This window comes from Paraburkholderia caribensis, assembly GCF_002902945.1.
Taxonomy (GTDB): Bacteria; Pseudomonadota; Gammaproteobacteria; order Burkholderiales; family Burkholderiaceae; genus Paraburkholderia; species Paraburkholderia caribensis.
This window is the reverse complement of the sequence record NZ_CP026102.1, coordinates 2,604,255-2,617,444: the sequence shown is the minus strand read 5'-3', so window position 1 is coordinate 2,617,444 and position 13,190 is coordinate 2,604,255. Positions and strand designations below refer to the sequence as shown.

Genomic DNA, 13,190 nt, shown 5'->3' with positions numbered 1-13,190 from the left:
TCAGGAGACTCCATGCTGTTCAACAAAGCCAGCCACAACGTCAACACGAACGCCCGCCTGATGCTCGGCGCACTCGCAGCCGCAGGGGTGAGCCTGACCTGCGGCACCGCGCATGCGCAAAGCAGCGTCACGCTGTACGGCATCGCAGACGTTGGCATCGAGCACATCAACAATACAAGTGCTGGCGGCGCACAGACGCGCGAAGTGTCGGGCAACCTGTCCGGCTCGCGCTGGGGACTGAAGGGCGCCGAAGACCTTGGCGGCGGCATGAAGGCAATCTTCCAGTTGGAGAATGGCTTCAACATCAATGACGGCACGACCGCGCAATCGACCAAAGGTCTGGGCGCGAACGCGACGACGACGGCGCGGCTGTTCGGCCGTCAGGCATGGGTCGGCCTTTCGTATAAAGGCCAGCAGTTGACCTTCGGCCGGCAGAACGCGCTGCTCTACGAACAGGCGGTGGCGTTCGATCCGATGGGTGCATCGTCGCGCTACTCGGTGTTGTCGCTCGACTACGCGATGGCCGCGCGAATCGACAACTCAGCAAAATACACGGGCGTATTCGGCCCGTTGACGGCACAGGCGATGTACAGCACGCGCTACGACACAGGTTACGGCGCCGAAGTGCCGGGCGCCGAAATCACCGGGCGCTTTTTCAGCGGCGCGCTGACGTTCGCGCAAGGTCCGCTCGCGGCAAGCGTCTCCTATGAGCAGCGCAACAGCAACACGCTCGCAAGCAACACGGCGACTGAGCGTCGCGCGACAGCAGCCGCTTCGTATCAGATTGGACGGCTGAAAGGCTTCGCGGGCTACCGCTATCTGCGTGCGTCGAATGCGTTCCTGCCTGCGAACCCGATCGTCGTTGCGAACGGCTCCGAAGCGAGCGCTGCGAATCTTTACTGGGCGGGCGCGCAGTACTTCGTCACGCCGGCGTTTGTCCTGACGGCTACCGGCTACTACCAGGACGTGCACTCGACGGGTGCCGATCCATGGCTCGCTGTGCTTTGCGCCGACTACCTGCTGTCCAAGCGCACCGATGTCTACGCGACGGCGGGCTTCGCGCGCAACAAGGACGGCTCCGCGCTCGGCGTGAACGGTTATGGAACGGTCGCGGCCGGACACAACCAGACGGGCGTGGTCATCGGCATGCGCCAGAAATTCTGAGGAGAAGCCATGCAGATCGTGCACGCGCCTCATTTGCCTGTCCGACCCGAGTGGCTCGCGCTGCGCGACGAGCCGGTGCTCGAACCGGCGCTTGCCATCGTCGATGCGCATCATCATCTGTGGGACCGTCAGACCGGACGGTATCTCGCGGATGAGTTCGGCAGGGATCTGGCGAGTGGGCATCGGGTCGTCTCGACGGTCTACGTGCAATGCCGCTCGATGTTGCGACAGGACGGTCCGGAAGCCATGAAGCCGCTTGGCGAGGTCGAGTTCGCCACGGGCGTCGCTGCGATGTTCGCAAGCGGCGCGTATGGGCAGGCGCGGTGCTGCGAGGCGATTGTCGGTGGCGCGGATCTGACGCTGGGCGCAGAACTCGATGGCGTGCTTGAAGCGATGCTGCAGGTATCGGGCGGACGTCTGCGAGGCATACGCAATCCGCTCGCGTGGCATGCGAGTCCCGAGGTGAGTTCGAGCCCGGTGACGCCGCCGCGTGACCAGATGACGAATCCGGCGTTCCGGCAGGGTGTCAGGACACTCGGCCGCTTCGGTCTGTCGCTCGATGCGTGGGTCTACCACACGCAGCTCGACGATCTGTATGAACTCGCGCGTGCTGCACAAGAAGTGACTGTCGTCATCGACCATTTTGGCGGTCCGCTCGGCGTGGGTCCGCACGCCGGACAGCGCGCGGCTGTGCTTGCCGAATGGAAGCAAAAACTTGCACGGCTTGCGAGCCTGCCCAACACCCGCATCAAGCTCGGCGGCGCAGGGATGAACGTGTTCGGCTTCGACTTCGCCACGCGCGCGCTGCCGCCTTCGTCCGAGCAACTGGCCGCCGCGTGGCGCCCGTATTTCGATGTTTGCGTCGAACTGTTCGGTGTGGACCGCTGCATGTTCGAAAGCAATTTTCCCGTCGACAAAGGGATGTTCAGTTACGGCGTGCTGTGGAACGCCTTCAAACGGCTCGCGTCCGCGATGTCCGCCGATGACAAGACCGCGCTCTTCAGCCGGACTGCGGCGACGACCTATCGCCTGGCGATTGCAGGAGACAACACATGAAGACGAGCGCAACGGTTGCGGCCACCGAATTCCCCGAGGGATCGCAAGCCAAGGGATTAAAGAACATCACGGGTACCGAGTGGCGCTCGTTGTCACTCGCGGGACTCGGCTGGACGTTCGAGAGCTATGACTCGTTCCTGCTTTCGCTTCTTCTACCGACGTTGGCCCTTCAGTTCGGCTTGAGCAAGGCGCAGCTCGGCCTTTTTACGAGCATCACGGCGGCCGGACAGATCATCGGCGGCATTCTGTTCGGTTATGTGTCGGACCGCTTGGGGCGCGTGCGTACCGCGTTGCTGTGCGTCGGCATCTATTCGCTGTTCTCCGGCCTGATCGCGTTTGCGCCGAACGAACACTGGTTCGCTACATTGCGGTTTTTCGGCGCTTTGGGCATGGGCGGCACGTGGACGGCGGGTGCAGCGCTCATTGCCGAGACATGGCACGCGAGCCGGCGCGGCAAGGGCGGGGCACTGATGCAGATGGGTTTGCCCATCGGCGCGATTCTCGCCATCACGATCTCGGGAATCGTCAGCGGCGTGAACGACGGACTCGGTGGAAACAGCTGGCGTCTACTGTTTCTGATCGGTGCGTCACCGTTTTTCATTCTGTTCTGGGTCGCGAGAAAAACGCCTGAATCGCCGATCTGGTTGGAGCGCAGGCAGGCGAAGTCGTCAGTTCAGCGCGTGGCGGCAGCAAGCGGTGACAAGCTCAATGTGCGCGGACTGGTGACGGCGTTTGGCTTCATCTTTTTCCTGCAGTATCTGTACTGGGGCGTCTTTACGTGGACGCCAACGTTCCTTGTCACGGTGAAGCATCTCGACTTCGTACATAGCCTGAAGTTTGTGCTCGCGCTGCAATTCGGTGCGATCAGCGGGTTCCTGCTGTTCTCGGCATTCGTCGACCGGCTCGGCCGGCGGCCAATGTTCCTTGCCTATCTGCTGGTCGGGGCGGCCGCGGTCGGCGTGTACATCCTGTCATCGGATGCGCTGCTGCTGATGGTCGCGATTTTTCTGACTGGCTTCAGCGTGAACGGTATCTTCGCCGGCGCAGGCCCGTTTCTCGCGGAGATCATCGGCGATACGGCATCGCGCGGATTTCTGATGGGCCTCGCATATAACGGTGGCCGGCTCGGCGGCTTTATCGCACCGTTGATCATCGGCGCACTCGCGTCGACCTCGGGCGGTTTCGTGCTGGGCCTCGCGACGACGATCGTCGCATTCATCGCCGCTGCCGTGGTCGTGTTTTTCGCGCCGGAAACGCGCGGCAAGGCGCTGTCGTGACGATGACTGCACAAACCGGCTTCGTCAGCAGGCTGTTTCCGGCCCTTGCGGAAGCATCGTTGCGTCGGTATCTGAGCGGACAGGTCGCGTCCGTGCTGGGAAGCTGGACGCAGAACGTCACGCTGAACCTGCTCGTGTATCACCTGTCGGGGTCGGCGGCGATTCTCGCGCTGCTGAACTTCCTGCTGTACGGACCGCAACTGATCGTCGCACCGGTTGCAGGCTCGCGGATCAGTTCGGCCAATGCGAAGCGCGCGACCCTGTGCGTGCTCACGACCTCGCTGATACTCACGGGGCAGTCTCTTCACGCTGTCGCTGCTGGGTGTGCTCGGTGTGAAACTGATCCTCGCGCATGCGCTCGCCATCGGCGTGTCGAGTGCGATCGAAACACCCGCGCGCCAGGTTCTGCTGCTCACGAGCCTGGAAGATCCCGCTCATACGTCGAATGCCGTCGCGATGAACACGATGGTCTACAACGTCGGCCGCATGGTGGGGCCGACGATTGCAGGCTTTGTCTATCCGACGCTCGGACCCAGAACATCGTTTGTGATCTACGCGTTCGCGCTCTGCTTCATGGCGACGTGCGTGCGTTCGATCAGAACGGCCTCTGCGGCGCGGCCCGCGCGGGCGGAGAGCAGCCTGCGCGACGCGGTGGGCTATGTGATGTCCGATATGTTCTCCGCGCGCTATCTGCCGATCCTCGCGTGCATCGGTTTGTTCGCCGGCAGCTATCAGACGCTCGTGCCGCTGCTCGCTGATCAGGGGTTTCATGACGCGGCGCGCTTTACGGGCGTGTTCTTCGCTTGCGCCGGGGCGGGTTCGTTGAGCGCGGCGATCCTGCTTTCCTCGGCGATTGGTCCGATGGCCTCGCGACGATTCATCGCGTGGGCGCCGTGGACAGCCGTCGGCGCGCTTGCGTCGCTCGCCGCGACGTCGGAAGCGGCAGCAACGATCCCGGCTTTCTACGCGCTCGGCTTCAGCCTCACTTTTGCGGCCACGTCGACGAACGCGACCATCCAGCGGCAGTGTCCCGAACACGTGCGCGGCGGGCTCGTCGGCATGTATGGGATGGCCTACAACGGCACGATGCCGTTCGGCTATCTGCTCGTCGGGACCGCGTCCGAAGCGCTCGGTGTCCGACATACCTTTGCAGCAATGGCGGCGGCGCTTGCCAGCGGCGTCATCGCCGTCATTGCATGGCAGCGATTCACGAATCAGCGCATAGGCGCACAATAAACGGAGACGACGATGCAAACCGGTTTCATGGACAAGTCCGCGATCGAGCGCCGGACGATACGAAAGGTCGTCTGGCGACTCATTCCCTTTCTGATGGTGTGCTACCTGCTTGCCTTTATCGACCGGGGCAACGTGGGCATGGCGTCTCTGCAGATGAATCATGACCTTGGCATGTCGGCGAAGGTCTTCGGGTTCGGCAGCAGTCTGTTCTTCATTTCGTACTTCTTTTGTGAAGTGCCGAGCAATCTCGCGCTGCAAAAGTACGGTGCGCGCATCTGGATCGCGCGCATCATGATCACGTGGGGCATCGTGTCAGCGGCGACCGCGCTCGTGCATAACGCGACGACGTTCTACATCCTGCGCTTTCTGCTTGGCGCCGCCGAAGCGGGCTTCTTTCCCGGCGTGCTGCTGTATCTGTCGTACTGGATTCCGGCGTCGTACCGCGCGCGCATCGTGGCGACCTTCATGGTCGCGATTCCGGCCGCGAGTTTCATCGGCTCGCCGATTTCGGCGCTGCTCCTGCAGATGGACGGATTCGGGGGACTGCGCGGGTGGCACTGGCTGTTCATTCTCGAAGGCATTCCGACCGTGCTGCTCGGCATCGCCTGTCTCTTCATGCTGACCAACAAGCCCGAGAACGCGAGATGGCTCGACGACGACGAGCGCACGTGGCTCGTCAACGCGCTCGTCAGCGAACACAAGGCGCCGAAGAAGGTGCCGTCGCTGCCGCTCGCGCAACTGTTCCGCAATCGCTATGTGTTGTGTCTCGCGCTCGTCGATACCTGCGCGTCGGCGGCGGGCAGCACACTGTCGGTATGGCAGCCGCAACTGCTCAAGTCGTTTGGGCTTTCCGTCATGCAGACGGGCTTGCTGAACTCGGTTCCGTATGCGGTGGCTTCCGTCCTGATGGTCTACTGGGGGCGCCGCTCGGACCGGCTGGGCGAGCGCCGCTGGCACACCGTCGTGCCGATGCTGCTGATCGGTGCGGGCCTGTTCGCGACGTCGCTAAGCGGCTCGCTCCTGCCGACGATCTGCATGCTGTGCGGGGTGCTCGTCGGCGCGTATTCCTTCAAGGGCCCGTTCTGGGCACTGGCCACGGACATGCTGTCGAACAGCGCCGTGGCAGCAGGCCTCGCGACTGTCAACGCGATCGCGAACCTGCTCGGCGGCGGCCTGATGGTGAACGTCTATGGATGGGTGAAGGACGCGACGGGTAGCTACGCGCTGGCATTGATGCCGCTCGCCATTCTTACACTCGTGAGCGTCGCGACGCTGTGGCTCCTGACGCGCAACGGTTCGGCAAGCCGTCTTGCCGGGAAGACGGGGACCATCTGAGCATGAGGTCCAGAACGAGGCGCGAATTTCTCCAGGTTGCTGGCGCGGCGCTTGCGTCGGCAGCGCTGCCCAGCCTGGCAGGTGCAGAAGAAACATGGTCGAGCGGCACGCAGCAGCCGGTGTTCAGGCTGCCGGAAGGCGCCATCGACTGTCACATGCATATCTACGACGACCGGTTCCCGGTTGCGCCGGGCACGACGCTTCGCCCACCGAATGCGACGGTCGGCCAGTATCGGCTCCTGCAGTCGCGGCTCGGCGTGAAGCGGAACGTGGTCGTCACGCCGTCGACGTACGGAACGGATAACCGCTGCACGCTGGAAGCACTCAGGCAATTCGGCGATCAGGCACGGGGCGTCGCCGTCATCGATACTTCAGTAAGCGATGACGAATTGCAGACACTGCATGGGGGCGGCATTCGCGCGATTCGCTTCAACCTTAGTTATCCGGGCGCGACGACGCTGGACATGCTCGCGCCACTTGCCGCACGTATCTCCAATCTCGGCTGGCATATCGAGCTGGTCGTGCAGGGCGCGCGGCTGCCGCAGCTCGAACCTCATCTGGCGGCGCTGCCTTGTCCGCTAGTCATCGACCATATCGCGCACGTTCCGCAACCGGGCGGGCTCTCGTCGGATGCCTTGCGTGCCGCGCAACGTCTCGTCGAAAGGGGCAATACGTGGATCACGTTGTCGGGGCCGTACGTCGATAGCAAGACGGGCGCGCCTGCTTATGAAGACGTTGCACCCGTCGCGAAAGCGCTGATCGATATGGCGCCGGAGCGGATGCTATGGGGTACCGACTGGCCTCATCCGACGGCAAAGGCTCGAAAGCCGGACGATGCGAACCTGTTGGACATCATTGCGGGTTGGATTGGGCGTGCGGACTGGCAGCAACAGATATTCGTCGACAATCCGGTGAAGCTGTACCAGTTCGCCTAGCGGTTCTTGCGGCGTTGGAGAGACGACGTGGTCCAGTGGTTTTTCGGATGCTCGTCGCCAGAAACGCACGGCTACTGCGACGAACCAAAGCGACGAACAAAAAAAAGCCCGGATAAACCGGGCTTCTAAAAGTCACTGCGTCCTCAACGAGAACGCAGCACCTGCAAAGCGATAACTTACGCCGCGAGCAGCGAGCGCAGCACGAACGGCAGAATACCGCCGTGCTTGTAATAATCGACTTCGATCGGCGTATCGATACGCAGCAGAACCTGCACGCGCTGCTCCGACCCATCCTTGCGATGAATCACCAGCGTGACTTCCTGCTGCGGCTTGAAGTCGTCGCCGAGACCTTCGATGTCGTACGTTTCTTCGCCCGTGATGTTCAGCGACTGGACGCTGTCCGTACCCTTGAACTGCAGCGGCAGAACGCCCATGCCGACCAGGTTCGAACGGTGGATACGCTCGAAGCTGCGTGCGACCACAGCCTTGACGCCCAGCAGCTGCGTGCCCTTCGCCGCCCAGTCACGCGACGAGCCCGTGCCGTACTCTTCGCCCGCGAAGATGACCGTCTGCGTGCCGGCGTCGATGTACTTCATCGCTGCGTCGTAGATCGACAGCTGTTCGCCGCTCGGCTGGTGAATCGTCAGGCCGCCTTCGACGCGCGTGCCATCGGCCTTCGCCGGGATCATCAGGTTCTTGATGCGGACGTTCGCGAACGTGCCGCGCATCATCACGTCGTGGTTGCCGCGGCGCGAGCCGTAGCTGTTGAAGTCGGCCTTCTGCACGCCGTTTTCCTTCAGCCACTTGCCTGCGGGCGAATCTTCCTTGATCGAGCCTGCCGGCGAGATGTGGTCGGTCGTGACCGAGTCACCGAAGATGCCCAGTGCGCGCGCACCCTTCACGGCGGCGATGCTCGAAGCCGGCTCCATCGAGAAGTTGCTGCCGAAGAACGGCGGCTCCGCGATGTAGGTCGACTTCGGCCAGTCGTAGACCTGGCCTTCTTCGCCTTCGATCTTGCTCCACAGGTCGCCCTTCTTCGTGAGCTGCGCGTAGTTCGTGCGGAACGCGTCGGCGTCCAGCGCGAACTTGAGCAGCGCGTTGACTTCTTCGCTCGTCGGCCAGATGTCGCCGAGGTAGATGTCGCGGCCGCCCTTGCCCTTGCCGACGGGTTCCGTCATCAGGTCGCGCGTGATGTTGCCCGCGATCGCGTAAGCGACGACCAGCGGCGGCGAAGCCAGGAAGTTCGCGCGGATGTTCGGATGAATACGCGCTTCGAAGTTACGGTTGCCCGACAGCACGGCCGCCGCGACGATGTCGTTCTTCGTGATCGCTTCGTTCAGTTCCGGCGTCAGGTCGCCCGCATTGCCGATACAGGTCGTGCAGCCATAAGCAGCCAGCGTGAAGCCGAGCTTGTCGAGGTACGGCAGCAGGCCCGTCTTCGTCAGGTACTCGGTGACGATACGCGATCCCGGCGCCAGCGACGTCTTGATGTGCGGCGCCACTTCCAGGCCGGCTTCGACCGCCTTCTTTGCCAGCAGGCCCGCCGCGAGCAGCACGCTCGGGTTCGACGTGTTCGTGCACGACGTGATCGCGGCGATCAGGATGTCGCCGTTCTTCACGTTGACGCCGTTGCTCGTCGTGTATTGCGTGTCGAGGTCGGCGGCCTTCTTCGCAAAGCCGTTTTCGCCGACCGGCTTCGAGAACAGGTCCGTGAAGGTCGACTTGACGTGGGTGATCTCGATGCGGTCTTGCGGACGCTTCGGGCCGGCCAGCGACGGCGCAACCGTGCCCAGGTCCAGCGTGACGACCTTCGTGTAGTCGATATCGCCGGCGTCGGGGATGCCGAACAGATCCTGCGCCTTGAAGTAGTTTTCGAAGGCGGAGATTTCGGCGTCCGTGCGGCCCGTGCCCTTGAAGTAGTCGATCGTCTTTTCGTCGACCGGGAAGAAGCCCATCGTCGCGCCGTATTCCGGCGCCATGTTGCCGATCGTCGCGCGGTCCGGCAGCGACAGCGAGCGCGTGCCTTCGCCGAAGAATTCGACGAACTTGCCGACCACCTTTTCTTTACGCAGCAGTTCGGTGATGGTCAGCACCAGGTCGGTCGCCGTCACGCCTTCGCGCAGCTTGCCCTTCAGGTGCACGCCGACCACGTCCGGCGTCAGGAAGTACACCGGCTGGCCGAGCATGCCCGCTTCCGCTTCGATGCCGCCCACACCCCAGCCGACCACGCCGATGCCGTTGATCATCGTCGTGTGGCTGTCCGTGCCGACCAGCGTGTCCGGGTAATAGACGGTGTCGCCGTTTTCAGCCTTCTTGTGCACGCCACGTGCGAGGTATTCCAGGTTCACCTGGTGAACGATGCCGACGCCCGGCGGCACGACCTTGAACGTGTCGAACGCCTGCATGCCCCACTTCATGAACTGGTAGCGCTCGTTATTGCGCTTGAATTCCAGCTTCATGTTCAGGTCGAGCGCGTCCTTTTCGCGGAAGTGGTCGATCTGCACCGAGTGATCGACGACGAGATCGACGGGGACCAGCGGCTCGATCGACTTCGGGTTCTTGCCCGCGCGCTGCGCGACGCCGCGCATGGCTGCGATGTCGGCCAGCAAAGGCACGCCTGTGAAGTCCTGCAGCACGACACGTGCAACGACGAACGGAATTTCGTCGACGCGCGAAGCCGTCGGCTTCCAGTTCGCGAGCTGCTCGATGTGTTCTTCCGAGATCTTCTTGCCGTCGTAGTTACGCAGCACCGATTCCAGCACGAGGCGGATCGACACGGGCAGCCGGTCGATCTTGACGTTCAGCGCCTTACCAAGCTGCGGCAGCGAATAGAACTTGCCTTTGCCGGAACCGCTGTCGAATTCCTTGAGTGTTTTGTGGAGATTGTGGGCCATGGTAATTTTCCTGGGGTTTTCGAGGAAATGACGTTGCTACGTTTCTGAACTCACATGACGTACAGATCGACGTATTCATTGACAGGCATCGCTTCTAACTTTGCCTGATCCAGCGACACATCGAGGATCGCTTGTTGTTGCTTCGCCGCAAAGCGCCGCGCGAGATTCGTCCTGAACTTCTCGACCAGCAGCGGGATGCCTTCGGCGCGGCGACGCTTGTGACCGAGCGGGTACTCAACGACTACCTCGTCGAACGTCGATCCGTCGGTGAACGCGATTGTCAGCCCATTTGCGATCGAGCGCTTGTCCGGGTCGTGATAATCCTTCGTGAACTGCGGATCTTCCACGCATTCCATCTTGTCGCGCAGCGCGTCGATGCGCGGGTCGCGCGCGACGGCGTCCTCGTAATCGGCAGCCGTCAGGCGCCCGAAAATCAGCGGCACGGCGATCATGTACTGGATACAGTGATCGCGGTCGGCCGGATTGTTCAGCGGGCCTTTTTTATCGATGATGCGGATGGCCGCTTCGTGCGTGCGGATCGTGATCTTCGCGATGTCTTCGATACGCCTGCCGCTCGCGCCCAACTGCTGATGCAGCGACATCGCCGCTTCAGCAGCCGTTTGCGCATGGAATTCCGCGGGGAACGAAATCTTGAAGAGCACGTTCTCCATCACGTACGTGCCGTACGGACGCTGGAACCGGAACGGCTGTCCTTTGAACAGCACGTCGTAGAAGCCCCACGTTTTCGCGGTCAGCACTGACGGATAGCCCATTTCGCCCGTCTTCGCGATCAGCGCGAGACGCACCGCACGCGACGTGGCGTCGCCTGCTGCCCAGGACTTGCGCGAGCCCGTGTTCGGCGCATGGCGGTAAGTGCGCAGCGCGTGTCCATCGACAAGCGCCTGCGAGACTGCGTTGATCAGCTCATCGCGCGACAGTCCGAGCAACTGGCCGACCACGGCTGTGGAAGCAAGCTTCACGAGCAGCACATGATCGAGGCCGACCTTGTTGAACGAGTTTTCGAGCGCGATGCAGCCTTGAATTTCGTGCGCCTTGATCATGGCGATCAGGACGTCTTTCATCGCGAGCGGCTTTTTGCCGTTGGCGACGGCGGTGCGCGAGAGCCAGTCGGCCGTCGCGAGAATGCCGCCGAGGTTATCGGACGGATGGCCCCATTCGGCCGCGAGCCAGGTGTCGTTGAAGTCGAGCCAGCGGATCATGGCGCCGATGTTGAACGCGGCTTGCACAGGGTCCAGCTGGAACGGCGTGCCCGGCACCCTGGCGCCGTTCGGGACGATCGTGCCGGGCACGATCGGTCCCATCAGCTTGGTGCAGGCAGGGTAGGACAGGGCTTCGAGTCCGCAGCCGAGCGTGTCGATCAGGCAATTGCGCGCCGTCTCCAGCGCAAGATCGCTCTCGAGCTTGTAATCCAGCACATAGTCGACGATATCGACCAGTACTGTATCCGGATCGGGCCGGACGTTGGAGATCGGTGCGGACATCGAGGTTTCCCTGTCAGGCCCGTGTTACTGGGCCTTGTTGATGGCGTTCGACTGCGTCGGCGCCGGCGCGCCTTGGGACATGGCGGCCGTCACGCATTCGTCGGCCAGACGCGAGCTGTCCTTGTCCGAGAACAGCATCGCCTTGGTCGGGATCACGACGAGGTCCATGCCGCTTGCGGCGTCGTGGAAGCGATCTGCGCCCGTCGTCGTGTTTTCACGCGGCAGGTTGTAGTTCTTGTTGCCCCAGTGGACAGTGACGATCTGGTCGCGCTTCATGTCGCCCTTCAGTTCGAACGACAGACCTTCCTTGCACGACCACTTTTCCGCACCCTCCGGAACCGGATCGACCTTGGCTTCCTTGGCCGGATTCGGCTTGCGCTTGATCAGGCGCTTGGGCTGCGGCGCCTTCGGCTTGGCCGTGGTGGTCGATTGTGCGAACGCGCTGGGCGCCGTCACCAGCAGTGTCGAAGACAGAGCGCCAATAACGGTAGCGATCAGCAGTTTTTTCATGGGAGAGAACCTTTCTATCTAATTTCAGAGTTTAAACAGTGCACGATTGCAATTTCACAACCGCCGGGGTACTGCACGCGCCCCGAGAGCGCACAGCGGACGCTATTTTCTCCTATTTAGCGCCACGAACTTCAAATTCTCCGGTCCGGTGTAATTTGCGCTGGGTCGAATGATCTTGTTGTCGACGCGCTGCTCGATGATGTGCGCGGCCCAGCCGGACGTGCGCGAGATCACGAAGAGCGGCGTGAACATGGCTGTCGGCACGCCCATCATGTGGTACGACACGGCGCTGAACCAGTCGAGATTCGGGAACATCTTCTTGACGTCCCACATCACGCTTTCCAGGCGCTCGGCGATCTCGAACAGCTTCGTGTTCGACGCTTCCTTCGACAACTTCTTCGCCACGTCCTTGATCACCTTGTTGCGCGGATCGGAGATCGTGTACACGGGATGGCCGAAGCCGATCACGACTTCCTTGTTCTCGACGCGGCGGCGGATGTCGGCTTCCGCCTCATCCGGCGTCTGGTAGCGCGACTGGATCTCGAACGCGACCTCGTTGGCGCCGCCGTGCTTCGGGCCGCGCAGCGCGCCGATTGCGCCCGTGATGGCCGAATACATGTCCGAGCCCGTGCCCGCGATCACGCGGCCGGTGAACGTCGATGCATTGAATTCGTGCTCGGCATACAGATTCAGCGACACATGCATCGCATCCACCCACGACTTCGGCGGCTCCACGCCATGCAGCAGATGCAGGAAGTGGCCGCCGATCGAATCGTCGTCGGTTTCGACTTCGATCCGCTTGCCGTTGTGCGAGTAGTGATACCAGTACAGCAGCATCGAGCCGAGCGAGGCCATCAGCTTGTCGGCGATATCGCGCGCGCCCGGCAGGTTGTGATCGTCTTTTTCCGGCAGCACGGTGCCCAGCACGGACACGCCCGTGCGCATCACGTCCATCGGATGCGCGGCGGCGGGAATCCATTCGAGCGCGGCCTTCACGTTCGCGGGCAGGCCGCGCAGCGCCTTGAGCTTTTTCTTGTAAGCGGCGAGTTCGGCGACGTTGGGCAGCTTGCCGTGCACGAGCAGATACGCGATCTCCTCGAATTCGCTGGCGCCAGCGATATCGAGAATGTCGTAGCCGCGGTAGTGCAGGTCGTTGCCCGTCTTGCCGACCGTGCACAGCGCGGTATTGCCCGCCGTCACGCCCGACAGGGCCACGGATTTCTTCGGCTTGAAGCCGCTTGTCGTTCCCGGTGCAGCCGCTTGCGTCGTATCGCTCATTCC

Annotated in this window: 9 protein-coding genes and 1 pseudogene; 6 read left to right on the top strand and 4 right to left on the bottom strand. The window is 62.4% G+C overall.

From position 1 onward, the window contains the following. Positions 1–12 precede the first annotated feature (12 nt). From C2L66_RS28330 to C2L66_RS28305, 6 genes and pseudogenes are all read left to right on the top strand, one after another. The gene (locus C2L66_RS28330; protein WP_060604958.1) at positions 13–1,164 is read left to right on the top strand and encodes a porin; all 1,152 of its coding nucleotides are present in this window, start codon (positions 13–15) and stop codon (positions 1,162–1,164) included. A 9-nt stretch (positions 1,165–1,173) separates the two neighbouring features. Further along, the gene (locus C2L66_RS28325; RefSeq protein ID WP_060604961.1) at positions 1,174–2,220 is read left to right on the top strand and encodes an amidohydrolase family protein; all 1,047 of its coding nucleotides are present in this window, start codon (positions 1,174–1,176) and stop codon (positions 2,218–2,220) included. Next, positions 2,217–3,497 (top strand): MFS transporter, encoded by a 1,281-nt coding sequence (locus C2L66_RS28320; protein WP_054933436.1) that lies wholly within the window; start codon positions 2,217–2,219, stop codon positions 3,495–3,497. Before C2L66_RS28325 ends, C2L66_RS28320 begins: the two co-directional genes overlap by 4 nt. A 2-nt stretch (positions 3,498–3,499) precedes the next feature. Further along, positions 3,500–4,733 (top strand): annotated as a pseudogene (locus tag C2L66_RS28315) (MFS transporter). Positions 4,734–4,745: 12 nt separating this feature from the next. Next, positions 4,746–6,068: an MFS transporter gene (locus tag C2L66_RS28310; protein ID WP_060604964.1), complete on the top strand. Its 1,323-nt coding sequence runs from the start codon at positions 4,746–4,748 to the stop codon at positions 6,066–6,068. Between the two features lie 2 nt (positions 6,069–6,070). Further along, positions 6,071–7,003: an amidohydrolase family protein gene (locus tag C2L66_RS28305; RefSeq protein ID WP_060604967.1), complete on the top strand. Its 933-nt coding sequence runs from the start codon at positions 6,071–6,073 to the stop codon at positions 7,001–7,003. A 176-nt stretch (positions 7,004–7,179) separates the two neighbouring features. Here the strand turns inward: C2L66_RS28305 and acnA are convergent, their stop codons facing one another. The 4 genes from acnA to prpC all read right to left on the bottom strand — a co-directional run bounded on the left by acnA (position 7,180) and on the right by prpC (position 13,187). Beyond that, the gene (gene acnA, locus C2L66_RS28300; protein ID WP_054933440.1) at positions 7,180–9,897 is read right to left on the bottom strand and encodes an aconitate hydratase AcnA; all 2,718 of its coding nucleotides are present in this window, start codon (positions 9,895–9,897) and stop codon (positions 7,180–7,182) included. A 50-nt stretch (positions 9,898–9,947) separates the two neighbouring features. Further along, the gene (locus tag C2L66_RS28295) at positions 9,948–11,399 is read right to left on the bottom strand and encodes a bifunctional 2-methylcitrate dehydratase/aconitate hydratase (RefSeq protein ID WP_054933441.1); all 1,452 of its coding nucleotides are present in this window, start codon (positions 11,397–11,399) and stop codon (positions 9,948–9,950) included. A 24-nt stretch (positions 11,400–11,423) separates the two neighbouring features. Then, the gene (locus C2L66_RS28290; RefSeq protein ID WP_054933442.1) at positions 11,424–11,909 is read right to left on the bottom strand and encodes a hypothetical protein; all 486 of its coding nucleotides are present in this window, start codon (positions 11,907–11,909) and stop codon (positions 11,424–11,426) included. A 102-nt stretch (positions 11,910–12,011) separates the two neighbouring features. Further along, a complete protein-coding gene (gene prpC, locus C2L66_RS28285; RefSeq protein WP_060604969.1) occupies positions 12,012–13,187 on the bottom strand; it encodes a bifunctional 2-methylcitrate synthase/citrate synthase in 1,176 nt (391 codons plus the stop codon). Positions 13,188–13,190: the final 3 nt, after the last annotated feature.